The following is a 23,812-nucleotide window of genomic DNA, read 5'->3' on the forward strand; positions in this document are numbered from 1 at the left end:
CACGCGCGCGAGCATACCGCGCGACGGACCGCGGCGCGCGACGCCACGCCGCCGGGCGCGCCGCCGCGGACGGCGGCGTCACACGCCCAGCCACTCGAAGAAGGTCGCCATGTGGCGGCGCTGCTCGGGCGGCATGTACTCGAAGTTGCGACCGCGGTCGATGATCTCCCAAAAGTCCTTGCTGTCGACGCGTTCCAGCTCGGCGCGAATGACGGCCAGCCGATCGCGCGGCTCGTCGCGCATGTCGTCGGCGATCTGACGCGCCTTGGCGGTCTCACCTGCCTGAAGGAAGTACGCGGCCAGCTTGACCTGCGCCTTGCGGACGCCGACGAGCCCCTTTTCCTGGCTCTTGCCGCGCATCGGCTCGTCGAGCTGGAGGAACTGCGCGAGCATGTCGTCCTGTTCGGGAACGCCGCGAGCATGCGCGAACTGGCACAGCGCCGACACGTCGTACGCGACCGTCTCGGTCACGAACGCCAGGTTCGCCGCGTAGCTCACGTGGCCGTAGTAGTGCATGTAGCCGACGCCCTCGACAGCCAGCGCGCCGTGCCCTTGCGCCAGCAGCCGCTCGAGCAGAATGCGGTACTGGTTGAGCACATTGTAGGCCGTCCGCACGTTGCGCGCGTTGATGGTCGCGCGCAGGTAGGAGTTCATGAAGCGGAACACGGTGCGGACGAGTTCGATGTCGTCGCGGTCGCCGGCGGCCTCGCCGATGTAGCGCGTGTCGATCGCGATCAGGTAGTTGACGTCCGGCATCGCAGCCAGCGCTTCGTTGTAGATACCAAGGTATTGCCGCAGCACCTTCCACTCGACCCAGGTGCGCCGCTGCTCGAGATCGTGAAGCGACTCGCGATCCATCGCGACGAAGTCCGGGTTGTCGCGAATGCCCGGACCGATCGCGAACCAATCGGCCGCCATCTGCGGCTTGAGGTCGAGATACGTGAGCGCGAAGTCCTTGAGCGCGTCGATCGCGCGGCTCGCAATGATCTTGTCCTTCCCCGAGATCGAGTTGCTCGTGATGTCCGTGAGTTCCTCCATCGCGTCGAGCGTCGGCACCTGCTTGCCGGCGCGCGCGGACCGGACGGCGTCGTCGCCGATGCGCGCGACGATCGTCGCCGGCTCGAGGAACCAGAACACGTACGCGAAGTACGGCAGCATGATGACGAGGCCGAGGGTAGTCGCCACGATCATCGCGACGAGCGCCGCGCGCGGCACGAATCCGGTTTGCAGCGTCACGCTCAGCCACACGCCGCACACGCACGCGACCACGAAGTAGGCCATCACGCCGACGTTGATGCGGTCGCGCAGGAACATGCGCGCGACGCCGGTGTACCGATCGGCCGACAGCTGGACGACGATCGACACGACGGTGATGACGATGCCCAGCACCGCGGCGATGATCCCGGCCAGCGACGACACCGAATCGGTGAGCTTGTCGGGTTCGAACGCGAAGAATCGCGCCACGGCGTCGCCGATCGACGCGTCGCCGCCGACCGTCATGGCGTCGATCAGGTAGAACGCCGCGAACGCGGCGAGCGACAGCGCCGCGAGCACCGCCACGGGCGCGAGCCACAGTCGCTTCCAGTCGGGCCTCGCGCCTCGCGCGCCGGCCGCGCGCGCGAGGCGATAGCGCTCGGCCTGGGTCGTCGCACGCCGCGGCGCCTTCGAATCGTCGTCGCGCACGCGCCAACTGTAACGCAGTCCCGGCGGCCCGCGGCCGCTTGCTATAGTCGGCGCGATGTCCATGCGCCGCCCCGTCGAACCCCGGCTCGGCCCGCCGCCGACCAAGGCGCACGTGTCCGTCGCCCGCCTGCCCGACTACTGGTACGTCGCGTGCCGGTCGCGCGACCTGCGCCGCCGGCGGCCCGTCGCCGTCACCGTGCTGGGCACGCCGCTGGTGCTGTACCGCACCGAGGCCGGCCGGGCGGCGGCGCTGGTCGACCGGTGCCCGCACCGCAACGTGCCGCTGTCGCTCGGCAGCGTGCGCGGCAGTTGCCTGCAGTGCAAGTACCACGGCTGGGAGTTCGATGTGGACGGCACGTGCACCGCCATCCCCGGGCTCCTCGGTCCGGTCGCCGCGCGCGGTCGGAGCGCCACCGCGTACCCGGTGCGCGAACAACAGGGCTACGTGTGGGTCTACGGCCGGCCCGACGCCGAGCCGGCGTCCGAGCCGTTTCGCCTGCCGCACCTCGACGATCCGCGCTACACGCACGCGCACCGGGTCGTGCAGGCGGACGCGACGCTGCACGCGACCATCGAAAACGCCCTCGACGTGCCCCACACCGCGTTCTTGCACAAGGGGCTGTTTCGCGGCGCGGGCGCGCGCACGTCGATCACCGCGCGCGTGCGCCGGTTTGGGGACCGGTGCGAGGCCGAATACCTCGGCGAACCGCGCCCCAAGGGGCTCGTCGCGCGGCTGTTGTCCCCCGGCGGCGGCGAGGTCGCCCACGTCGACCGGTTCATCCTGCCGTCGATCGCGCAGGTGGACTACGCGCTCGGCGACGACACGCACATCGTCGTGACATCGATGTGCACGCCGGTCACCGACTTTCACACGAAGCTGTTCGCGTGCGTGAGCTACCGACTCGGCCGGGTGCCGGGGTGGGCGGTCAAGCCGGTGCTCGAACCGCTCGGGCGCGCGATATTCGCGCAGGACGCCAAGATCCTGCGCGCCCAGACCGACACGATACGCACGTTCGGCGGCGAACAGTTCGTCCACACCGACATCGACGTGCTCGGCCCGCACATCTGGCGGCTGATGAAGGCCGCCGAGCGCGGCGACGCGCGGCCGACGCCCGAGCCGGCCGTGGACGAGTCGATCCGCATGACCGTCTGAGCCGCCGCGCGCGCGTCGTCAACAAGCTGCCGTTACAACCGATAGCGTTCCATGCGCAGCCGGTCGGGCCCGTCGAGACGATGGCGGCTCAACAGTCGTCGGCGGCATCGCTGTAGCCGTCGCTGTAGCCGTCCGCGTAGCCGGCGTCGGCCCCGTCGGCGCGGCCGGCGTCGTAGGCGTCCCAGTAGGCGCGGAAGTACGCCAGGTCGTAGCAGTCGGCGAAGCCCGCGTCGTAGCCGTCGGCGTAGCCGGCGTCGTAGCCGTCCGCCCACCCGTCGCCGTAGCCGTCGGCCTGGCCGTCGCGCAGCCCCGTCGCGTAGCCGGCGTCCCACCCCGCCGCGAATCCGGCCTGGTAGTCGCGGTTGGCGGCGACGCCCGCCGCAAACCCGCGGTCGTAGGCCGTCGAATCGCGCGCCGCGCGATATCCGCGACGCTCACACGCCGCGAGCGCCTCCGGGTCGACGGAGGCATCGGGAGCGGCGCCGACCGCCGCCGGCGCCCGAGCCGCCGCGCGTCGCACCGCGGGCGCCGGCGCGTACGACGCGCACTGCTGCTGGCCCTCGGCCCAGCCGTCGCCGTAGCCCGCGTCGTACGCGGGGCCGTAGGTGTCGGCCCAGCCGGCGTCGTACCCGTCGGCGTCGCCGTCGGCCGCGCCCGCGCCGGCGCCGTCGCCGCACGCGAACGGATCGGCCGCGCCGTCGCCGAGCCCGGCCGCGTAGCCCGCGCCGTAGCCCGCGTCGTAGCCCGCGTCCCCCCAGTAGCCGTCGGCGTAGCCGGCGTCGTAGCCGGCCGCGTCGCCGTCGCGGCGACCGTCGTCGCGCGACAGGGCGAGGCCATCGGCCCGCCCGCGGTCGAAGTCGGCGCGGTTGGCGGCCTCGGCCTCGCTCTGCCCCGCGCGATACGCGCGCTCGAGCGGCCCGCCGTCGAAGCAGTCGAGCCGGTCGCAGCCGCCGGCGAGCGCAACCGCGGCCAGGCCCGCGCACGCAATCCACGCCGGAACTCGCGCCATGCGCTTGCGCGATGCAAGCGCGGAGCCAGCCCGCATGGTCCGAAACACCGCCGACACCGTCCCCTTCCCTGTGGCGCATGCGCCACAGCGTGAACGCCGCGCTGCGGACGACGCCGCGCAGATTCGGTGCCGGGGGAGGGATTTGAACCCTCACGCGCTCGTGCGCAGCGGATTTTGAATCCGCCGTGTCTACCGTTCCACCACCCCGGCCAGGGGTTGTCGTCCTGTTCGACTCGCGCCCGGTTCGACCGCCGCGCCATCCGCGCCGCGGTGGGTGCGTCACTCCGTCTGCTTCGCCTCCAGTTCCGCGATCGCCGCGGAGATCTCGTCTGCCGTCTTCGCATCGCCCGCGCGCCGCGCGACATCGAGCCCGTCGCGGTAGCGCGCGAGGGCGTCCTCGGTGCGCCCCAACGCCGCGAGGTTGGCTCCGGCGTGAAAGTACGCCGGCAGGTAGTCCGGGAACGCGGCGCGAAGGCGATCGAACACCTCCTGCGCCTCGTCGTAGCGCTGCGCGTTGCGCAGCTCCATCGCCAACCCGTACAGAGGAAACGGGTCGTCCGGACGCTGCGCGGCGAACGCGCGCAAGGTGTCGATTCGGTCCATGCGGCGCAAAATCCTACGGGCCGCGGCGGCGGCGCGCAAGGGGCCGACAGCCTCCTGTGCTACAACTGGTAAACACGTGCCGCGGCCGTTTCACACCTTCGTCGGCGTCGACCTGGGCGGCGCCCGCGGGAAATCGACGGCGATCGCGCGCCTGGCCGGGGGGGACGACGGGCGCGCGGTCGTGCAGGAGGTCCTGCCGCGCGCGCCGGGTGGCCGGCCATGGCACGACGACGCGCTTGTCACCTACGTGGCGGCGCTCGGCGCGGGCACCGCGGTCGCGATCGACGCGCCGCTCACCCTGCCCGCGTGCATTCGCTGCGTCGAGGCCACCTGCCCGGGGCAGGCGGCCTGCGCGGATCCGGCGGTCGTGTGGCTCAACACGATCGGAGCGGAGCTCGCCGCCGCCGACGCGGACCGCGATCGGATCGCCGCCGCGATCACGGGCAGCGTCGCCCCCGCCCCCGCAGTCCGCCCGCGGCGCCGGCCCCTGCTGTCGCCGTACACGCACCGCCCGGCGGCGGTCCACCTGCGCCACGCCCGCGGCATCCGCACCCGCGAGACCCTCGGCCAGGGCACAGGGCCGATCACGGCGCGGGCGGCACACGTGCGGCGAGCCCTCGCCCGCCACGGCTTCGCGCTGAACGACAACCTCATCGAGGTGTCGCCCCCGGCGACCGTGCACGCGCTATTCGGGCCGAGGCGAGCCCGCGGCTACAAGCGCGACGCCGACCCGTGGGAGACGCGCGCCGAGATCGTCGAACAGCTCCGCGACCTGCAGTTTGCGCCGACCAGCGGGTTCTCGCGCGAGCAGGTGCTGCGCAACGACCATTGCTTCGACGCCGTGCTGTCGGCCTACACCGCGTTCCTGTGGGCGCGGGACGACTGGCAACTGCCGGCCGAGTCGCGCGAGCTGTTCGCGCGCGACGGGTGGATCTGGACCCCGGAACCGGCCCGGCGCGCGTAGCCGTTGTCGCGGTGCGCCGGCGCCGGCCGGCGAGGCGTCCGGGTCCGGCCGGCAGCGGCGGACGATGTCGTGCGTCGACCGCGACCAGTCGCCGAGCGCGCGGTCGCGCCGCTCGAGCGCCCGCATGCGGATCGCCGCGTCGCCGAGGTCGTAGCCGGTCGCGAGCTGCTCGGAGGCGGACGCGATCTGGTCGACGGAGGCCACGAGATCCGCATGGGCAGCGCGCAGCCGAGGATCGTCGCTGGTGATGTCGCGCAACGCCGGCAGCTCGTCCGCGAGGAACGAGGCGAGCCCGCGAGCGGCGGCGGCGCGCGCCGCGTCGTCGGTCGCGGCGGCGGTGCGCTCGACGTACACGTCCAGCGCGGCGCCGAGCCGGTCGATGAACCCGGCCATCCGGACGTTGTAGTGGCGGCACGCCCGGCGCACCGGATCCTCGCGGGCCGCGACGGGCTCCGCTCGCGGCGGCGCGCCGCCGCACGCCGCGGCGATGGCGCACAGGGCCGCCGCGAGCCACCGGCCACCGCATGCCGGTCGTCCGGGCCGCCCTGCCGGTCGCCGGTCTGCGCGCTCGCTGCCGCGCAACGGAGTCCTATCGCTTGGCGCTGCGAAGCACCTCGACGTTGCCCCCGTCATCGGTGTCCGCGCGATGCGTGCCGGTGAGCGCCCGCGTGCCCCGCTGTTTGAGGAACTCGAGAAACGCGATCGCGCTCGGCAGCTCGATCGCGGCGAGCGCATCGATGAGTTCTTTCGCCTCGCGCCGCAACGCTTCCCCCGGCGGCTCGGCGGCGACCGGGTGCTCGGCGGGGGCCACTTGCGGCAGCTCCGGCGGGGGCTTCGCCGGGCCCCACGGCGGCGGGTTGCTCGGCGCGATGTTCTGACTCGACAGCCACGTGTGCATGTGCCAGTGCAGCAGGTCCGAACGGTACGAGAACCACCGCTCTCGCTCGGCCGGATAGGCGGCCAGCACGTCTTTGAAGCGGCGAAACGCCCCCTTGCCATCGATCGCGATGCGCAGGCGCTGGCGCAGCCCATCGTCGGCCACGGACGCGACGAACCGCTCCATCCATCGGTATTGTTCCCGCGACGACGCCGGATCGATGCGCCGGTACTTGTCGATGTGCTCGGCCACGCGCCGCTTGAGCACGGGCGCCTCGGGTTCGCCGCCGACGATCGTCACGACGTCCCCGGTCTCGAGATCGAGAAAGCTCTCGGTGTCAGGCGCGTTGCGTTCGACCGCGGCCTCGAGGTCCTCCCAGCGGATGTTGAGTTCGATCGGCATGCAGGACGCGGCCCAGTCGCCGCGCCCCTTTACCGTAGTCCGACCGCGTCGACTGCGCAAGGACACACTCGACGGCTACGGCGCGCCGAGCAGCTGGCGGTATGCGGCGCTTACCTCGGCGAACTTGCGCGCCAACCGCGCGCGTCGCTCGTCGGAGGCCGACGGGTGCAGGTCCGGGTGCAGCGCGCGCGCGAGCCGCCGATACGCGCGCTTGACCGCCTCGCGATCCGCCGCGCCGTCGACGCCGAGGACGCGCCGGGCGCGCGCGCTCGGGTCCGCCTCCCGCGCGCGCGGCGCGCCGACGCCGTGCACCTCCACGGCCCCGACCGCGTGCAAAAAGTGCAGGAACGTGAGCAAGCGAAACCGCGGCGTGCGCGCGAGCGGCCAGATCTGGTCGAGCCGTCGCGGCGCGCGCATCGCGTCCAGCACCCGCCGATCCGTGTCGTCGCACAGGGCCGGCGGCGGTGCCAGGTCCGGCCTCAGCGCCAGCCGCACGCCGGCCAGTTCGCGCACCAGTCGTTGCGCGCGGGCCGAATCGACTTGCGCCTCGAGGTGGGCGCGCGACCACGCCGCGAGCGACACTTGCCGGTCGACGGCGCCGGGCGGATAGGCCGCGGTGCCGCCGTCGAAGCTCCACCGGGCGCGGTCGAACGCCGCGGCGCGCGCGAGCCGGCGGGCCGCATCCGGGCCCGGCGCGGCGGCGTCGGCCGCCATGACGTAGCCGCGGCGCAGAACGAACCGCTCGGCCGCGCCCCGCTGTGGCGTCACCGTGAGCACGCCGGTGGCCGCCGACCGGCCGAGCCGATACGCGAGGCGCGCGAACTCGCCGCGGACGAGCGTCTCCGTCACGCGTCGATCTAGCCGGCGGCCCAGCAGCCGGGGCAAGTTTTCGGCGGCGGCGCCTACAAGATGCCCGCTTCGCGGCGCTCGCGGATGAAGTCCTCGACGACGGACTTGACGTCCTCGAGGAACCGCACGCGGCCCGCCGCGATCTCGCGGAGCGCGGTCACCGCCGGCTTGTTGTCGCACTCCACCAACGGCGTCGCTCCCTTGGCGAGCTGGCGAGCGCGTTCGGCGGCCAGGATGACCAGCGCAAACCGATTGTTTTGCTTCTCGAGGCAGTCTTCGACCGTAACGCGTGCCACGCGGTGCTCCTTGTCGCGGAGCAGGCATTCTAGTCGCGCGGCCCCCGCTGTCAAGGACCGGAGCGCCCCCGGGTCACCGCCTGACCCGCCTCGCCGCTGCGAACGTGTTTCCGCCGCGCTCGCTGAGCCATCCTGGCCGGCCGGCGAGCCCCCCGGCGCTCGACAAGCCGCCCGCGGGCGCACCCGACCCGCCCGGTCTGTGGTACCTCGTCGGAAGCCCATGTCCACCGTCTCCGTCGATGTCGCCCTCCCGCCCGGCCGCTGCACGCTGCTGTCGGCCCTGCGCGCCTGCCTCGCCGCCGCCGGCGATCCGCGCGATCTCGCCGACATCGGCGGCCTCACCGGCCTGAGCTGGTACATCAACGTGGACCGGACGGTGTCCCCATCGGGCATCGCGGCGTACCCGTGGGCCCAGGAGCTGCCCGCGATGGCGTCGCGCCTGGGGTACGACCTGGCCGTCGTGTACGCGGACGACGAGGATCCGCGGATCGACCGCGCCCGCGAGCGCGCGGCCCGCACCGCGGCCGAGTCGCTCGACCGCGGCCTGCCGGCCATCCTGTTCGGCGTCCACCTGCCCGAGTTCGGGCTCGTCCGCGGCTACGATCCGGACGCCCGCCGCATGTTCGTGTCGGGGGTGCTCGACGGCCGCGCGCCCGACGCGATCCCGGTCGACCAGCTCGGGCGCGGCGACGTGCCGGTCGTGCTGCTGGCGGCGCTGCAGTCGGGGCGCGCCGACCTCGACCCGGACGTCGCCGGCCGGGCCGCCGTCCGGGCCGCGGTGCGGCGAGCGCGCGGCGTCGGGCCGCGGCTCGGCGGGTTCGACGCGGGACTGCCGGCGTGGGCGCGGTGGCACGACGCGCTCGACCGCGGCGCCATCGATCCCGCGGGGCACGCGTACACGCTGCACGCCGTCGCCGAGCTGCGCGCGACGGCGGCGCCGTTCCTCGACCGGCTCGGCCCGGCGTTCGCGGAGGCCGCCCCTCACTGCCGCCGGACGTGCGATCTGCTGCTTGCGCTGGCGGCCGACACGCCGTGGCCGCTGCCCGAGGGCTACGGGCTGTCGACCACGGCGCGCGTGGCGGCGCGCGACGCGATCGCCGCGGCCGCCGATGCCGAGGCCCGCGCGATCGACGCGATGGAGCGCGGCCTGCGCGAGGGACGGCGGTCGCGCGCGCGCCGCGACGTGCGCGTGCGCGAGGCCGGCCCGGCGGACGTCGGCGCGCTGTTCCGATACGCGGAGGACATTCCGCTCGCCGACGTCGCCGCGGCCGCCGACCGGGTGCGCGCCGCGGTGCGCGATCGGCTCGGCGCCACGCTGCGCGCGGCGATCGCGGAGACGCCGGGCGGCGACGTCGCCGGCGCGCTCGTCGCCAGCGACCTGGCCGACGCGGACGCGCCGCTGGACGCCGCCGGCGCCGGCCGCTACCTGTACGTGTTCTCGGTGTGGGTCGCCCGCGACTGGCGCGACGCCGGCATCGACGAGCGCCTGATCGAGTGGCTCGACGGCGTCGCGCGCGCCGGCGACTACGCGGGCGCGCTCGCGGAGGCGACCCAGCAGGAGGTCTATCTGTACTGGGAGTCGTTTGCGGCCCTCGGCTTCGACGTGGTCGCGCGCTGCGAAGACGCGCTCGCGATGTACCGGCCGGTCGCGGGACCGGCGCCGCGCGTGCGGTTTTCGCCGCCGCCGCCGGCCGACCCGGCCGGGCCGCTGCCCGTGGTCGTCGCCCCGCGCCGCCCGTGCCCGGTGCTCGCCGCGGCGTGCGACAACGTGATCGCGGCCGCGCGGGCCGCCATCGCGGCCGGTGCGGCGATCGACCTGCAGGTGCGCGACGCGCCGCCGAACGAGATCGCCGTGGGCGGCCGGCGCCTGCCGCTCGGCTACCTGCCGCGCGACGGGGCGGAGCAGGCGCTCGCCGCCGCGGCCGCCGCGTGGCGGCGGCGAGCGTAGCCCGGCCGCGGCTCCGCGCGGGCCGAGCGCCGCGAGGAGGGTCGCGTCCGCGCCGGCGCGGTCCCGGCCGCGGCTCCGCGCGGGCCGAGCGCCGCGAGGGGGGTCGCGTCCGCGCCGGCGCGGTCCCGGCCGCGGCTCAGCGCAGGCGGAGCGCCGCGCGCGCCGAGCGCACCGCCGCGGCCAGCGACCGCGCGTCTGGCGCCCGGGCGGGCGACGACGGATCCGGGAACACCGGGAACGACATCGACAGGGTAAAGTCGGTCGCCGGCGGCGTCGCCGTCGGCTGGCCGGCGCGCTGGCGCAGGGTGTCCCAATCGTCGGTGATCCAGCTCGCCGCGAGGTACGCCACCTCGGGGGAATCGAACACCGCATCGGCGCTTGGCGCGTAGGCGGCGAGCGCCGCCGGCATCTCCGGGAGCTGAACCGGGCCGACCTCCGCCGGGTTCGTCACCAGCAGCCAGTGGTGCTCCTCGCCGGCTTGCGACCAGCTCAGGTTGACCTGCGTGAAGTCGGTGGCGCCCGGAGTCCCCGAGGCGGTCCACCCGATGACCGGGCGCGCCGGATCGGTCGTGTCGAACGTGCCCGACGTCGCCGGCCGCGCGTACTGGGCGAAGTCCGCCGTGATCGAGTCCGGCACGCCGGCCACGTCCGCGATACCGATCACGCCGCCGGTGAACCCCTCGGCGGGCGAGCCGAAGATGGCCCCCGTCTGCGCGCGGGTCGACGCGGGCGCCACGGCCGGCACCCTCAGCTGGTAGGCCGCCGTCCCGCCGAAGAAAACCTGATTGTCGAGGGGGTCGAACTCGATTCCGTCGAGCGTGAACGCGCCGTCGCCGACGACGGCGAACGCCCCGGCCGGCGCGTTGACGACGTCGACCGACACGGACGCAAACGCCGTGCTCCAGTCGGGCAGGGTCACGTCCGTCGTCGATACCGGCTGATTCTTGACCAGGCTATATGCGACGATCGCGTCCGGGTTGGCGCCGCTGGTCCCCGGCTGCACGGCCTGGGCGAACGCGTGATACTGCGTGCCGCCGGCCAGGCCGCACGCGCTCGAGATGTCCAGATCGGTCGGCGCGCTCGGGTTGTCCGTCTCGGCCGTGTTGCAGCCGTCCGTGACGTGGTACGACAGGCCCGCCGCCGGCGGGGCCGGCCACGTGAAACTCACGGTGCCCAGCACCGACTGGGGCGTGTCGTCGCCGAAGCCGTCGATCACGATGGCGTCGCCGGGCTGCACGTCGCCGAGCGTAAACAGGTTCATCCGTGTCGGTCCGACGCCGCCGGCCTCCATGACCGCGACCGTCACCATCGAGCCGCCGGCGAGCGTCTCGGACGCGGTGCCCGCCGCGTCCGTCTGCTTGTGGCTCACGGCCGTGCCGTCGGGAGCCGAGAACAGTACGTCGACGCCCGCGACCGGAGCGCCGGCGCCGTCGCGAATGACGACGGTGACGAGGCCCGGCGGCGCGGCGTCCGGCGCGGCCGCATCCGGCACAGCCGCGTCGGGCGCGGCCGCGTCGGGCGCGGCGGCATCCGGCGCCGGCGCGGCGTCGGTCCCGCTCGCCGCGTCGGTCCCGCCCGCCGCATCCGCGTGCACGGCGGCGTCCGCGGAGCCTTCGTCGTCGCCGCCGCAGGCCGCGGCGACCACGGCGCACACAGTCAGCCCGAGCACATCGCGAATCCAACGAAGCTGCATGATTCCCCTCCCTGCCGCCATCCTAGCGATTGTCGGGCCGCGACGCCACCGGCGCCGTCGATCGCGGGCGCGACGGGCGCACGCCGTCACGCCAACGCGACGGCGAACTTGAGGTAGTTGGCCTCGGGAAACGCCGGCCGCCGCGGGAAATCGGCCGGCAGATCCTGGCGCTCGACGATGCGCAGCGGGCGGCCCGCCGCGTGCGCTCCCTGGCCGAGCGCCGTCTCGAAATCGCTCGGCAGCAGCTTGCGCGTCGCCGACGCCGCGACGAGCACCCCGCCGGGGGCGAGCACCGCCAGGGCCGCGGTCACCAGCTCCGCGTAGTCGCGCACGGCCGAGAACGGCCGCCCCTTGCCGCCGGTGCCGAACGCGGGCGGGTCGAGCACGACCAGATCGAACTGGCGGCCGCGGTCGGCCATGCGCGCCAGCACCTTGAACACGTCGCCGGCGATGTGCTCCGGCGCCTCCGGGTCGAACCCGTTGACCTCGAAGTTGCGCCGCGCGCGCGCGTGGGCCTTGGCCGACACGTCCACCGCGACCACCTCGGTGGCGCCACCATGTTGCGCATACACCGAAATCGCGCCCGTGTAGCTGAACAGATTGAGCACGCGGCGCCCGCGCGCCCAGCGCGCCACCGCCTCGCGACCCAGGCGCAGGTCGGGAAACAACCCGGTCGACAGGGGCGCCGTCACGTCGACGACGAACCGCAGGTCGTTTTCGCGCACGGTCACCTCGACCGGAGCCGCCGCGCCGCGAACCAACTCGGACGGCCCGCGCGGCGCCTCGCCGCCGAGCGAACGAAACCGCCGCTGCTCGTAGATGCCTCGCGGCGCCAGCTCGCGCTCGAGCGCGTCGTACACGGGCTCGCGCCAGCGCAGCGCCGCCTCGGAGAACAGGTAGGCGACCAGGTAGTCGCCGTAGCGCTCCACCACCATCCCCGGGAGGTCGTCGCTGTCGTCGTTGACGAGGCGCAGCGCGTCGACCCGCGCGAAGTCGAAGCAGCGCCGCCGCAGGTCGACGGCCGCCTGGACGCGGCGGGCGAACAGGTCCGGGCCGATGCGCTCGTCCCGGCTGCGGGTGACGACGCGGACGGCGATGGGGCCGTCGCCGTCGGCGATCCCGCGGCCGACGAACTCGCCGTCCCAGTCCACCAGGTCGACCGGGTCGCCGGGGCGTCCCTTCGGCGTCCGGCCGATCGCCTCGCGGAACACCCACGGGTGGCCGGCGCGAATCCGGCGGGCGACGTCGTGGTGCAGCCGAATGGTCCCCTTGCGGACGACGGGACCGGAGGGTCTGCGGGTGCGCGGAGTGCGAGCCATGCGCGCGGATACTGGCAGAAGTCGGCGCCGGCGGTCCACTGCTGGCCGGCCAGCTCGGGGACCCGTACCCCGGTGGCCGGCGCGTCCCTCGGCGGCCAGCCCGCCCCCGTGCCATTTTGTCCTCGACCAGGCACAAAAATCGAGTAGGATGGCCCACCAAATTTTTCACGTTTTGGGATGGGCACACGCATGCAAGGCAGTTCGATCCACCGCAACCACAAAAAAAAGAAGGCGCTCCAGCTGATCCGCTTCGGCGAATTTTTGCGCGAGCGCAACGCGATCAGCGACGAGCAGCTGCTGTGCGCGCTCGCGGACCACTGGTCCAACGGCGGCCGCATCGGCGCGGCGATCGCGCGGCTCGGCTTGCTCGACGAGGAGGAGATCGAGCGCCACGCGGCCGCGTACCATCAGCTCGACGTGGTGGAGGTCGGCGGGCGACCGCGCGCGTAAGGGGTCTCGGGAGCCCGGCCGATCCCGCGGAGAGCCGGCGATCCGGGGCCACGAGGGCGGTTCATTGGAGGTACTATGATGCTCGTGCAGAGGGAAGACGGCGGAAACGGCAGCACCCCCGCCAACGGCAGGCGCCGGCGGCCGTCGGCGCTCACCCAGGTCGCCAGCGAACTCGGGAACCGCGCCGACGTCGAGGCGTCGCTCGAGGCGTTCATCTCGCGCGCGAACGAGACGCTGCTCGACGAGGATGGATGGAACCTCGGCGGCGCCCGAGAGAAGGCGGAGGCCGAGCGCCGGGCGCGCGAGGAGGCCGAGGCCGCCGCGGCGCGCGCCAAAGAGGAAGCCGAGGCCGCCGCCGCGGCGCGCGCCAAAGAGGAGGCCGAGCGCGCCAGGCAGGAGGCCGAGCGCGCCAAGGCCGAAGCGGCGCGCGCCAAGCAGGAGGCCGAGCGCGCCGCCGCCGAGGCGAAGGCGGAGGCCGAACGGATTGCGGCCGCGGCGCGGGCCGAGGCCGAGCGCGCCGCCGCCGCCGCGAAGGAGGCCGCCGAGCGGGCGACCGCCGGCGCCGAAGCGAACGCCGCGCAGGACCGGACGGCGAGCGCGCCGGTCGCCGCCGTGGCGCCCGCGGCGTCGGCGCCGGCCGTCGTGGTCCAGCGGACACCGATGTGGATGATGGCGGCCATGTTCGCGGGCGGCATTGCCGTCACCGCGCTCGTCGTCAAGCTCATGTTGCCGAGCGGGCCGGCGCCGTCGACCGCGGCCGCGACGTCCCCGCAGCCCGCGGCGCAGCCGAGCGCGCCTGCCGCCGCCTCGGCGCAGCCGGGTGCCGCGGCCTCGGGTGCCGCGCAGCCGGCCGCGGTCCAGCCGGCTCCGGTCCAGCCGGCGGCGGCGCAGCCACCGGCAGCGCCGACGGTCGCCGCGCAGCCGACCACCGCCAGCCCGACCCCGCCGCCCACCGAACCGATTGCGACGCCGCTGCCGGTAGCCGCTGCGCCCGCCCCGACGGTCGAACCGCTGCCGGTGGCCGAGCCCTTGCGCGAGGCCGACCGCGACACGCCCACCGCGGGCATCGCCGATCCCTTTGGCGGCAGTGCGGCGGACCGCGCGACGCGCCGCAAGCCGGCCGCGCCCAAGGCGACCAAGCGCCGCCGGGCGGTCAAGAAGCCGAAGCCGGCGAAGAAAAAGACGGGTATCGTCGACCCGTTCGGCGGCTGACGCGCCGTTGCGCATCGGCGCGCCCGCTACCGTCGATGTTCGACGAGCATGATCCACGGCACCTTTCCCCGACCGCGCGAGATGAACTGCCGGTCGGCGCGCGGGAAGACGCGGTCGATCGTCTCCTGCGTGAACCGCTGGCGGTGTCCGCCCGGCAGGTCGTGGTGCCACAGCGGTTCCGGTTCCTCGAAGGGTACCGTCATGACCAACGTGTGCGACACAACGCGCCGTAGCTCCGCCAGCGCTTTGTGAAAGTCGATCGGCTCGAGGTGTTCGAGGACCTCCATGCAGCACACCGTGTCGAACGAGGCATCCTCGAATTGGAGATCGAGGATGTCCATCAACTCGAGGCGACCGCGATCCGGCCGAAGTAGCTTTTTGTTCCATCGAATATCGATGCCAACCAGGTCCTCCACGGACCGATCGCGAGCCAGGACGTTGAACATCTGACCGGGACCGACCCCCACGTCGAGCACACGCGGCCCCCGGATATGCGCGAGCGCCGCGACACACCGATTCCAGTCGTATTCGGTGAAGACGCCGCTCTCCTTCACGGGATAATGCGCGTCGTACAGCGCGCGCACCTCCGCAACAATGCGAGCCGTCGCGTCCGACCCCGTCGTGGAGGACCTCCCCGCAAGCGCGGCCTGCCGTTCTGCCATCAGATCATGACCTCCGCCGTGTCGAGTCCCGAGCGCACAACGCGGCACTTCGACAAGAACTCCTTCTCTGAAATCCGCCAGGTATGTTGCTGCACATCACCATGGCGGACGTGGATGAAATTGTACGGGTCGGCCGAGTACACACGCAGACCTGCTTGTCGGCATGCCCTGAGGAACAGGGTGTCCGTTCCCTGCCGTACCGGGGTGAACCGGAACTGGTCGAATACATCCCGCCGAACGACCAGCGTCGCCCCGTGAACGAAATCGACGTGGCGATGACTATTGCCAGGAAACCGCATCGCCATGCAGTCGGAGTTCTCTAAGTACGCAAAAAATGACCGCTTGCCGAGCACAGGGGCATCGGTGTACGAGCGCGCCAACAGCAAGTCCGACAGGAAATGCGGACCGTAGAGATCGTCGTCATCGAACTTCGCAATCCATTCGCCGGATGCGTGGTCCACACCGAAATTGAGGCACTCAGCTAGCGTGAGTTCCTCTGGAAGCTCGTGGATCTGAACGTTGGGCAGCGTCGCAAACCGCTTTTCCACCGCCTGCCGGTCGAACCCTCGATGGTTCAGCAACACGATGACTTCGATCGGCCGGTGGATTTGACGGCGTATGTTGGCGACCAGATTGTCCAAGCGATCCGGTCGTTGCGTGGGCGCGAGGATCGTGACGAGCGGCGCCTCGCTGGCGTCGTCGGCGATGCCCACCTGGCGCAAGATCTCGCGCAAGCGGTCGCCGTAGGTATGGTGCGTCAGGACGTCGCGGTAGCCGGCGTGGGCCATCCGCGCCCGGTAGCCGTCGTCAGCCAGCAGTCGGCCGATCTCGCGTTCCGCCTCCTCCGACGACGACACCGTCCGCACGAGCGTCCCGAGCAGGTTGCGAATCCCATCCGACTCGCTCGTCACGACAGGAGTTCCGCAAGCCAACAGTTCGAACACGCGCCGCGAGCACATGGTTGGCGATCGCTTGACCGAGTTGACGTTCAGGAACACCTTGTAGCCGCGGTAGGCCGACAGCATCCGGTCGTAGTCGAGGCTGCCCCGGACAGCCCGCCGATACGGCTCGGGGAACGCGAACTTTTCCGCATCCGCCGTCCCGTGGTAGCGGTCGAAAATATCGAGACCGTGAGCCAGCGCAGGGCCGAGCAGCATCTCACTGTCGGCGACGCGCTCCGGATACTTGTCCGCGCGCCACGAGCCGGCGAAGCACACGCTGCCGGCTCGGTCGACGCCGTCCTGGCACGGGTTGTGGATGGCCGGCTGAGCCGCGAATGGGAGCGCGAAGACTCGCTCGTGCCCGAGCAGGGCACGGTAACGCGGAATGCAGTCCGCGTCGGTGGTGAAGACGTAGTCAAAGTCGGCGGCCACATCCTTGAACGTGTCGAAGTTGGCGGGATCCTCCTTGTTCCAAAACACCCGAGGAATCCCCTGTTGTTTGCACCAAGCCAACACGTCGCGAAGCGGATTGTCCGGCCTGTCCGCGTAGTTCGTCATCAAGTACTTCCACTCGCCGCCGTTGCCGCGCCACGCCGATTCACACAGCAGCAGGGCCGGACGTTCGCGCATCAGTTGGTCGCGCCAGCCGGCGCGCGTGAGCGGCACGAGCCGAGCTTCGTACTGAAAACAATGCTCGGAGAACGTGTCCAAAATCGTGGCGATGGGGATCCCCCGCGTCCCGGGCTGAATCACCGGCCGATAGGGGCGAAACTGCGGTGCACGATCCGGCCGCGGCCGCACGGGGCGCGTGACCGGCTGATCCAGAACCGCGCGACGAATCCGCGCATAGGATTTTCGCAACGCGGTGCTCGGATCTTCGACGATGCGCCTGCTCTTCGTCTCGCGGCGAACCGAGTCGACGAGCGCCGACAGCCCCCGTCGAAGCGGGCCGCCCGCGTAGCGGGGACCGGCGATCGCCGCGCCGACCGCACCGGATTTTGCGGCGGCTGTCGCCCCCTTCGCCTGCGGCGTCGTCGCCGCAGCCGCTTGCGCTGCGGTCGCCTTTCGCAGCCGCGCCTCGAGCGACTTGCGCGTTCGAGTGAGTTCGTCGATCTGCTTGCGCGCCGCCCGAAGTTGATTGTCGAGCGCGTCGGCGCGCTCCGCGAGCGCGTCGGCGCGCTCCGCGAGCGCGTCGGCACGCTCCGCGAGGGTCTCGGCGCGCTCCGCGTGCCGCTCGACAGCGGCGGCCGCCTCCTTCAACTGCTCGGACAGAGTTCGGATGCGCCGCGCCCGGTCGCCGAGCGTTTCGTACGCGCGCCACTCCTTCGTAAGAAACGCGCGCTCCGACAGCGCGAGCAGTTCGGCCGGCGACAGCGGATCCGGACGCGCGCCCTGGGCTCCGGCCGGCGCCGCGGCGCCGCCAGCCGTGCAGCGGATGTAGCCATCGACGACATCGAGCTCGTGCGGAACACACAGCCCCTCGATGACCGCACTGAGGTCGGACAGGTAAAGGGTCGACTTGTGGTCGTCGTGAACGTGCAACCCGAACGGCGTGGTAATGACGACGAGCCCCTCGTCGGTTAGCAGCGCACACGCGCGCTGCAGCAACCGGCGCGGCTGCGTCTGGTGTTCGAGGATCTCGCCGAGCAGGACTGTGTCGAACCGGTCCTCCCCGAGGTCGACCGAATAGATGTCGGCGCAAAGGAACCGCACGCGTTCGCGTACGGCAACCGGCTCGTCGGCCAACGCCGCGCGCGCGTACTCAATCGCCTCGGCATCGACGTCGACGCCTATGACGTCATACCCCTCGCGTGCCGCCAGAATCGACGCGATTCCCTGGCTGCAGCCGACGTCGAGGACGCGCTGGCCACGAATCCGGCTGCACATCCAATGGATGCGGTCCCGACAGATGCGACTCGCCTCGCGGGACATGATCTCGCCGCGATACAGCTCCGTGACGCGGTCATGATGCGACATGGGGCGCACATCCTGTCAGCATCCACGCGATCGCGCAATCCTCGTGCTTCTGCTGACGTTCGTTCGCCGACCCGCCGCGGCCCGGCGCATTCGCCGCCGCGGCGCTGCGTAGGCCGCTTGCCGCGCCGGCGTCGCGGATGCTGGACGGAGCCGCCGGATTTGGGGTAAGGGATCCGCACGAGGGTGGATCGGCAGCGGCCGCGGGTGCGGCCGGGAGGTTTCTACGTGCAGTGGTACCGAACAATTGTCACGGGCGCGGCCGTCGCTGCGGGGTTGGCCGTGTCGGTCGCGGCGCGCGCGCAGGAGGCTGCGCCGGCGCCGCAAGCGGACGACGGCGCGCCCGCCAAACGCTCGCCGGCGGCGCCGTCGGCGGCCGACATCGAACAGGCCAAGGCGCACTTCGCGCGCGGCGCCGAACTCGTCAAGCAAGGCAAGCACGCGGAGGCGGCCGCCGAGTTCAAGGAGTCCTATCGGCTGTCGCGCAACCCGCTGCTGCTATACAACATCGGCTACGTCTACGACGAGCTGGGCGACAAGGAACTGGCCCTGTTTTACTTCCGCAAGTTCTTGCACGACGCGCCCGGAGACAGCGACAACCACGCCTATGCGCGCGACCGCGTCGCCGCGCTCGAACGCGAACTCGAAGCGGGCGAGCCGCAGCCGGCGGGCACGACGACGCCGACCGGCTCCGCCCCGCCGGCCCCGACTGCGCCGTCCGGTTCCTCGGACGAACCCGCCAGCGAGACGGCCCCCGGCGCGAACGCGCCGGCCGTGCGCGAGTTCATGCACCAGGTCGTCGACGAGGCGCCGCCGGGCATGCCCCTGGACCTCACCGCATTCGTCCCGCCGAATTCGGACTGGCAGGTGGTGCTGTACTACCGCGGACAGGGCGCCAGCCGGTTTACGGCCGTCGTGATGAAGCGGCGCTACAACGAGCTGGTCGGCCGCATTCCCGCTTCCGTCATGCGGGGCACCAGCGTCCAGTACTACATCGAGGTCAAGGATCGGTCGGGCGCGATCGTCGCCCGCGCCGGCCGGTCGACGAGCCCGAACGTCGTGTTCATCGACAAGGCGGCGCCGCCTCGCTACTACCCCGACCTCGGCGGTCCCCCCGCGCCCACTCCCACCGCCGCTGCCGCCGACGGCGCGAAGCCCGCGCGCGACGGGTACTTCGACGTCGGCTCGGCGCGGTTCTCTCGCCTGAAGTGGGCGGCGACCGGAGCGGCGGGCGGCCTGCTCGCCGCGGCGCTCGCGTCCTACTTCGTCGCGGCCGACGCCGCGTCCACCCTCGAGGCCGAAGCGTTCAAGTCGAACCGGTCGACCACGTGCAGCGACGGCGGCTCCAGGCCGTGCATCGAATTTTCCGACTTCCAACGCGACACGCAGCGGCACGGCCAGCGCTACCAGACCGTCTACCGCGTGACGCTGACCGCCGGCGTCATATCGGCGGGGCTGGCCAGCTATCTGTGGTACCGCGAGATCCGCACGCGCCCCGCCGAGCAGACGCCCGCCGCGGTCACCGTCGTCCCCGTCGTCGGCCCGGACGTGGTCGGCGGCACCGCCTCGATCGAGTTCTGATCATGTCCACCTGCACGACCCTCGCGACGATTGCCCTCGCGTGCGTTTGCACCGCGTGCAGCCCCTACGATCCGGAACTCGGCGACACGCCGTTTCGCTGCAGTGCCGACGAGCCCCGGTGTCCCGACGACTACGTGTGCGTCCCGAGCGGCAGCTCGCCGACGGGCGTGTGCGTACGGAGCGGCAGCGGATTGGTTCCGGATGCCGGGCCCGACGGAAGCACGGCCGGCTGCAACGACGACTCGTCGCTCGAACCCAACGACGACCTCAATCAGGCCTACCCGACCCAGATCCCGGGCAACGGCTCGGCGATCGCGTTTGCCTCGCTGGCGATCTGCCCGGCGGGCGACGTCGACCTGTTCTGGCTGTCGGTCGACCAGAACGGCAAGAACATCTTCGCCGAGGTCCGCGACACGGACCGCGCCCGCGGCGAGCTGGCGCTCGACCTGCTCAACGAGCAGGGCACGTCCGTGAGCACGGGCACCTACGAGGACAACGCCACGCTCAACGTGCGTCTGGCCAACGCGCCCCAGGGAACCTACTACGTGCGCGTGCGCGGCGCGGACCCAACCGTCGTCAACAACTACGGCGGGCTGTACATCGAGACGACCGGACCGTAGGTAGCCGCCCTACGCGGCGCTGAATGCGTCGAGCAGGTCGAAGCGGAGCTTCCACCGCTCGTACTCGCCGCGAAGCTCCGGCATCGACTCCTGCTCGTTGTCCGCCACCTGGCGCAGCCGCTCCAGGATTGCCGCGACGTCCTCCCTGCGTTGGGACATTAGCCGGTCGCGCAGCTGTTGGCGAATGCGGGCGAGCTCTCTGGCTTCTGTGTACCCCATGCGAATGACCCCCTATGTTCCACGGTGGGCCGCCCGCACGGGCGGGGCAAGTTTTCGGCGGGACGCCGGCGTAGCTACGCGTAGCGGCGGTCGATTTCGGCCCGCAGCACCGAGTGGCGGCGATACAGCGCGAGCGTCGCCTCCGCGTGCCCGGTGCAGTACCCGTTCCCGATCATGAGATCGACGTCGCGCGACAGGCCCTCGGCGCCCAGCGCCGCGCGCGCAAACCGCGTGGCCATGCTGAAGAAGTACACGCACCCCCGCTCGCGCGCGAGCAGGATCGCCGCCGGCTCGGCGCCATCCGCGTTGACGCAGCTCACGACGAGGTCGAACTCGGCCGGCCCCACGGTCGCAACGGCGTCAGCCGTCGCGAGCGGGTCGGATGCATCGGCAACCACAACCGCGTCGAACGCGCCGACCGAGCGCGCGGCATCGGCCGCAGCCTCGATGGCTTCGATCCCGACGACGCGGCCCGCCGGCCCGACCACCTCGCGCGCCGCCACGCCGCACAGCAGGCCGCTCTTACCGCCGGCGCCGAGGATGCAGACCGCGCCGCCGGCGCGCGCCAGCCGCGCGACCTGCGGGGCAGCGCCGGCCACGTCGAACAGCGCCAGCGCAACTCGCTCGGGGATGTCGGCCGGCATTCGCGCGAGGGCGCCGGTCGGGAACAACACGGCCGTTCCGCGCACGTCGACCTGGTGCACGTCGTGTCTGACCGATTCGATCGCAACCAGGTGCAGCGGCGTCAGCGTGAGGGACACGAGCGTCGCCACGCGGTCGCCGGGCGCGACGCCAAAACGCTCGCCGAGTTCGCAGCCGGTCGACTGGACGCGGCCGAGCAACATGCCCCCCGAGCCGGTGACCGGGTTGTGCAGTTTGCCGCGACGCGCCACGATGTCGCGAATCTGCGCGGCGACATCCCCCGCGGCCGCGAGCTGGCGAAACGACGCGCTGTCGACGTTGAGCGTCTCGACGTCGATCAACATCTCGCCCTCCGAGCGGCGCTCGGGGGTTGCGTCAAGGATGTCCGCCACCTGCGGCAACGCGCCCCGCGGCGCGACGACGCGGTGGGCACCGACCCGTTCGTGTAGGGAAAGCTCCGCCATGTGTCGGCCCCCAGGTACCATTGACCGCGCGGAGCTGGCAAGCTAACCTCTTGAAAACCGTTTATTCAGGGGGAGATACGCATGAGCCGTCTAGGCGAGCTCCTCGTCCGCGAAAAGATGATCTCCTTGCAGCAACTGCAGGAGGCCCAGGACGAGGCGCGACGAACCGGGAAACGCCTCGGCGTCGCGCTGAGCAAGCTCGGGTACGTCGCCGACCAGGACCTCACCAACTTCCTGGCGCAGCAATACAGCCTCCCGTCGATCAACCTGCAGGACTTCGAGATCGACCCGGACGTGCTGGCCCTGGTGCCCAAGGAAGTCGCGACCAAGCACATGGTCATCCCGGTCAACCGCGCCGGCTCGACCCTGATCGTCGCGATGGCGGACCCGTCGAACATCTACGCGATCGACGAGCTCAAGTTCCTCACCCAGTACAACATCGAGCCGGTCGTCGCGAGCGAGAGCGCGATCGAAGAAGCGATCCTTCGATATTACGAAAAGGGCCCCGACCTCGACGCCCTGATCGACGACTTCGACGAGGACATCGACTTCGAGGCCGACGGCGACGAATCGCTCAACGTCGTCGACCTGGAAAACCAGGCCGGCGAGGCGCCCGTCGTCAAGCTCTGCAACGCGATCCTCCTGTCGGCGATCAAGAAGAAGGCGTCCGACATCCACATCGAGCCGTACGAAAAGTCGCTGCGGATCCGCTACCGGATCGACGGCGTACTGCACGAAGAGATGCGGCCGCCGCTGCGGCTGAAGAACGCGATCACGAGCCGTATCAAGATCATGGCGAGCCTCGACATCGCCGAGCGCCGCCTGCCGCAGGACGGCCGCATCAAGCTCAAGATCGGCAAGGACCGGGAGATGGACTTCCGCGTGTCCGTCCTGCCGACGCTGTTCGGCGAGAAGGTCGTATTGCGCTTGCTGGACAAGTCGAACCTGCAGCTCGACATGACCAAGCTCGGGTTCGAACCGAAGCCGCTCGACGACTTTCTTCACGCCATCCGCAAGCCCTATGGCATGGTGCTCGTGACCGGACCGACCGGGTCGGGCAAGACGACGACGCTGTACTCGGCTCTGTCCGAGCTCAACAAGGTCACGACCAACATCAGCACCGCCGAGGACCCGGTCGAGTTCAACCTGCCCGGCATCAACCAGGTGCAGATGCACGAAGACATCGGGTTGAACTTCGCCACGGCGCTGCGGTCGTTTCTCCGCCAGGACCCCGACATCATCATGGTCGGCGAGATCCGCGACTTCGAGACCGCGGAGATCGCAGTCAAGGCCGCGCTTACCGGCCACTTGGTGCTGTCGACCCTGCACACGAACGACGCGCCGTCGACCGTGTCCCGTCTGCTCAACATGGGCGTCGAACCGTTCTTGGTGTGCGCATCGGTCAACGCGGTCGTCGCTCAGCGCCTCGCGCGCCGCATCTGCCCGGAGTGCATCGAGGAAGACGAAAAGAATCCGGAGCTGCTCGCGCGCATGGGGATGACGGCGGAGCAGATCAACCGCGCCCGCATCATGAAGGGGGCCGGGTGCAGCAACTGCAGCAATACCGGCTACAAGGGTCGCGTCGCGCTCTACGAGGTCATGCCGTTTACCGATGAACTCAAAGACCTCGTGCTGCAGGGCGCGTCGGCCGCGGAGCTGAAAGCCGAGATGATCCAGCAGGGCGTCGCCACGCTGCGCATGGCGGGCATCAACAAGATCCTCGAGGGGATCACGACGCCGGAGGAGGTCATGCGCGTCACGATCGAGGACTGAGATGCCGCCTTCCTTGCACCAGCTGTTGCGCGCGATGATCGACAAGGGCGCGTCGGACCTGCACATTACGACGGGCACGCCGCCGCAGCTGCGCATCGACGGCCAGCTCGTGCCGTTGCGTACCGACGCGCTCACCCCGATCGACACCAAGCAGCTGTGTTACTCGATCCTCACGGACGCGCAGAAGATGCGGTTCGAGGAGGACCAGGAACTCGACCTGTCGTTCGGCGTCAAGAACCTCGCGCGATTTCGCGCCAACTTGTTCATGCAGCGCGGCGCCGTCGCAGGTGCCTTCCGCATCGTACCGTTCAAGATCGTCCCGCTGCGCGAGCTGGGACTGCCGCCCGTCGTCGAAGAACTGTGCGAAAAGCCGCGCGGCCTGGTGCTCGTGTGCGGACCGACCGGGTCGGGCAAATCGACGACGCTCGCGTCGATGATCGACCGGATCAACAGCAACCATCGGCACCACATCGTCACG

At 71.5% G+C, this 23,812-nt stretch carries 21 protein-coding genes and 1 tRNA gene; 9 read left to right on the plus strand and 13 right to left on the minus strand.

Features of this window, described 5'->3' with window-relative positions; translation table 11 throughout:
• Positions 1–78: 78 nt before the first annotated feature.
• Positions 79–1,788, minus strand: coding sequence for a DUF2254 domain-containing protein (locus tag D6689_09575; protein RMH41947.1), 1,710 nt, complete (start codon positions 1,786–1,788; stop codon positions 79–81).
• Between D6689_09575 and D6689_09580 the strand changes: the two genes are divergently transcribed.
• Positions 1,745–2,836 carry an aromatic ring-hydroxylating dioxygenase subunit alpha gene (locus tag D6689_09580; protein RMH41948.1) on the plus strand — a complete coding sequence of 364 codons (1,092 nt, stop codon included), beginning with the start codon at positions 1,745–1,747 and terminating at the stop codon, positions 2,834–2,836. The two genes, D6689_09575 and D6689_09580, sit on opposite strands and share 44 nt — an antisense overlap.
• Positions 2,837–2,924: 88 nt before the next feature.
• Here D6689_09580 and D6689_09585 read toward each other — a convergent pair whose 3' ends face one another.
• The 3 genes from D6689_09585 to D6689_09595 form a co-directional block, all read right to left on the minus strand.
• Positions 2,925–3,845, minus strand: a complete 921-nt coding sequence (locus tag D6689_09585) for a hypothetical protein (GenBank protein ID RMH41949.1) — start codon at positions 3,843–3,845, stop codon at positions 2,925–2,927.
• A gap of 124 nt (positions 3,846–3,969) precedes the next feature.
• Positions 3,970–4,055 (minus strand) — tRNA-Leu (locus D6689_09590).
• A 69-nt stretch (positions 4,056–4,124) separates the two neighbouring features.
• Positions 4,125–4,448, minus strand: coding sequence for a tetratricopeptide repeat protein (locus tag D6689_09595; protein ID RMH41950.1), 324 nt, complete (start codon positions 4,446–4,448; stop codon positions 4,125–4,127).
• Between D6689_09595 and D6689_09600 the strand changes: the two genes are divergently transcribed.
• Positions 4,447–5,412, plus strand: a complete 966-nt coding sequence (locus D6689_09600; protein ID RMH41951.1) for a DUF429 domain-containing protein — start codon at positions 4,447–4,449, stop codon at positions 5,410–5,412. The genes D6689_09595 and D6689_09600 overlap by 2 nt on opposite strands.
• Positions 5,413–6,001: 589 nt before the next feature.
• Here D6689_09600 and D6689_09605 read toward each other — a convergent pair.
• The 3 genes from D6689_09605 to D6689_09615 form a co-directional block, all read right to left on the minus strand.
• A complete protein-coding gene (locus D6689_09605; protein ID RMH41952.1) occupies positions 6,002–6,691 on the minus strand; it encodes a hypothetical protein in 690 nt (229 codons plus the stop codon).
• A gap of 75 nt (positions 6,692–6,766) precedes the next feature.
• A complete protein-coding gene (locus D6689_09610) occupies positions 6,767–7,540 on the minus strand; it encodes a J domain-containing protein (GenBank protein RMH41953.1) in 774 nt (257 codons plus the stop codon).
• A 53-nt stretch (positions 7,541–7,593) separates the two neighbouring features.
• Complete coding sequence (locus D6689_09615; GenBank protein RMH41954.1) at positions 7,594–7,836, minus strand: DNA-directed RNA polymerase subunit omega; 243 nt, start codon at positions 7,834–7,836, stop codon at positions 7,594–7,596.
• A gap of 220 nt (positions 7,837–8,056) precedes the next feature.
• On the opposite strand from D6689_09615, the gene D6689_09620 reads away from it, so the two are divergent.
• Complete coding sequence (locus tag D6689_09620; GenBank protein RMH41955.1) at positions 8,057–9,784, plus strand: hypothetical protein; 1,728 nt, start codon at positions 8,057–8,059, stop codon at positions 9,782–9,784.
• Positions 9,785–9,920: 136 nt separating this feature from the next.
• Here D6689_09620 and D6689_09625 read toward each other — a convergent pair whose 3' ends face one another.
• A complete protein-coding gene (locus D6689_09625) occupies positions 9,921–11,477 on the minus strand; it encodes a hypothetical protein (GenBank protein ID RMH41956.1) in 1,557 nt (518 codons plus the stop codon).
• An 86-nt stretch (positions 11,478–11,563) separates the two neighbouring features.
• The gene (locus tag D6689_09630; GenBank protein ID RMH41957.1) at positions 11,564–12,796 is read right to left on the minus strand and encodes a class I SAM-dependent rRNA methyltransferase; all 1,233 of its coding nucleotides are present in this window, start codon (positions 12,794–12,796) and stop codon (positions 11,564–11,566) included.
• Positions 12,797–12,973: 177 nt separating this feature from the next.
• Between D6689_09630 and D6689_09635 the strand changes: the two genes are divergently transcribed.
• Both D6689_09635 and D6689_09640 read left to right on the plus strand, forming a co-directional pair.
• Entirely contained in the window at positions 12,974–13,246 is a 273-nt protein-coding gene (locus D6689_09635) for a hypothetical protein (protein ID RMH41958.1), read from the plus strand.
• A gap of 75 nt (positions 13,247–13,321) precedes the next feature.
• Complete coding sequence (locus D6689_09640; GenBank protein ID RMH41959.1) at positions 13,322–14,458, plus strand: hypothetical protein; 1,137 nt, start codon at positions 13,322–13,324, stop codon at positions 14,456–14,458.
• 26 nt (positions 14,459–14,484) lie between these two features.
• Here the strand turns inward: D6689_09640 and D6689_09645 are convergent, their stop codons facing one another.
• Entirely contained in the window at positions 14,485–15,120 is a 636-nt protein-coding gene (locus tag D6689_09645) for a class I SAM-dependent methyltransferase (GenBank protein ID RMH41960.1), read from the minus strand.
• Positions 15,120–18,038 (minus strand): methyltransferase domain-containing protein, encoded by a 2,919-nt coding sequence (locus tag D6689_09650; GenBank protein ID RMH41961.1) that lies wholly within the window; start codon positions 18,036–18,038, stop codon positions 15,120–15,122. Before D6689_09650 ends, D6689_09645 begins: the two co-directional genes overlap by 1 nt.
• 183 nt (positions 18,039–18,221) lie before the next feature.
• Here D6689_09650 and D6689_09655 point away from each other — a divergent pair, with 183 nt between their 5' ends.
• Positions 18,222–19,616, plus strand: a complete 1,395-nt coding sequence (locus D6689_09655; protein ID RMH41962.1) for a hypothetical protein — start codon at positions 18,222–18,224, stop codon at positions 19,614–19,616.
• 2 nt (positions 19,617–19,618) lie between these two features.
• Positions 19,619–20,236 (plus strand): hypothetical protein, encoded by a 618-nt coding sequence (locus D6689_09660; protein RMH41963.1) that lies wholly within the window; start codon positions 19,619–19,621, stop codon positions 20,234–20,236.
• A gap of 9 nt (positions 20,237–20,245) precedes the next feature.
• On the opposite strand, the gene D6689_09665 is transcribed toward D6689_09660, so the two are convergent.
• Entirely contained in the window at positions 20,246–20,455 is a 210-nt protein-coding gene (locus tag D6689_09665) for a hypothetical protein (GenBank protein RMH41964.1), read from the minus strand.
• Positions 20,456–20,529: 74 nt separating this feature from the next.
• Positions 20,530–21,561 carry an L-erythro-3,5-diaminohexanoate dehydrogenase gene (locus tag D6689_09670; GenBank protein ID RMH41965.1) on the minus strand — a complete coding sequence of 344 codons (1,032 nt, stop codon included), beginning with the start codon at positions 21,559–21,561 and terminating at the stop codon, positions 20,530–20,532.
• Between the two features lie 81 nt (positions 21,562–21,642).
• Between D6689_09670 and pilB the strand changes: the two genes are divergently transcribed.
• Together pilB and D6689_09680 are read left to right on the plus strand one after the other, a co-directional pair.
• Entirely contained in the window at positions 21,643–23,334 is a 1,692-nt protein-coding gene (gene pilB, locus D6689_09675; protein ID RMH41966.1) for a type IV-A pilus assembly ATPase PilB, read from the plus strand.
• Between the two features lie 34 nt (positions 23,335–23,368).
• Positions 23,369–23,812, plus strand: a 444-nt coding sequence (locus D6689_09680; protein ID RMH41967.1) for a type IV pili twitching motility protein PilT, incomplete at its 3' end; no start/stop codon positions are given.

It is taken from the genome of Deltaproteobacteria bacterium, from assembly GCA_003696105.1.
In the GTDB taxonomy this organism is placed as follows: Bacteria; Myxococcota_A; Polyangia; order Haliangiales; family J016; genus J016.

Bases quoted from the DNA above. Each gene is read 5' to 3' on its own strand.
- D6689_09625 (RMH41956.1), bottom strand. From the start codon at position 11,477: ATGCAGCTTCGTTGGATTCGCGATGTGCTCGGGCTGACTGTGTGCGCC.
- D6689_09620 (RMH41955.1), top strand. From the start codon at position 8,057: ATGTCCACCGTCTCCGTCGATGTCGCCCTCCCGCCCGGCCGCTGCACG.
- D6689_09585 (RMH41949.1), bottom strand. From the start codon at position 3,845: ATGGCGCGAGTTCCGGCGTGGATTGCGTGCGCGGGCCTGGCCGCGGTT.
- D6689_09600 (RMH41951.1), top strand. From the start codon at position 4,447: ATGCGGCGCAAAATCCTACGGGCCGCGGCGGCGGCGCGCAAGGGGCCG.
- D6689_09595 (RMH41950.1), bottom strand. From the start codon at position 4,448: ATGGACCGAATCGACACCTTGCGCGCGTTCGCCGCGCAGCGTCCGGAC.
- D6689_09635 (RMH41958.1), top strand. From the start codon at position 12,974: ATGGGCACACGCATGCAAGGCAGTTCGATCCACCGCAACCACAAAAAA.
- D6689_09640 (RMH41959.1), top strand. From the start codon at position 13,322: ATGATGCTCGTGCAGAGGGAAGACGGCGGAAACGGCAGCACCCCCGCC.
- D6689_09580 (RMH41948.1), top strand. From the start codon at position 1,745: ATGCGCCGCCCCGTCGAACCCCGGCTCGGCCCGCCGCCGACCAAGGCG.
- D6689_09670 (RMH41965.1), bottom strand. From the start codon at position 21,561: ATGGCGGAGCTTTCCCTACACGAACGGGTCGGTGCCCACCGCGTCGTC.
- D6689_09665 (RMH41964.1), bottom strand. From the start codon at position 20,455: ATGGGGTACACAGAAGCCAGAGAGCTCGCCCGCATTCGCCAACAGCTG.
- pilB (RMH41966.1), top strand. From the start codon at position 21,643: ATGAGCCGTCTAGGCGAGCTCCTCGTCCGCGAAAAGATGATCTCCTTG.
- D6689_09630 (RMH41957.1), bottom strand. From the start codon at position 12,796: ATGGCTCGCACTCCGCGCACCCGCAGACCCTCCGGTCCCGTCGTCCGC.
- D6689_09645 (RMH41960.1), bottom strand. From the start codon at position 15,120: ATGGCAGAACGGCAGGCCGCGCTTGCGGGGAGGTCCTCCACGACGGGG.
- D6689_09605 (RMH41952.1), bottom strand. From the start codon at position 6,691: ATGCCGATCGAACTCAACATCCGCTGGGAGGACCTCGAGGCCGCGGTC.
- D6689_09650 (RMH41961.1), bottom strand. From the start codon at position 18,038: ATGTCGCATCATGACCGCGTCACGGAGCTGTATCGCGGCGAGATCATG.
- D6689_09660 (RMH41963.1), top strand. From the start codon at position 19,619: ATGTCCACCTGCACGACCCTCGCGACGATTGCCCTCGCGTGCGTTTGC.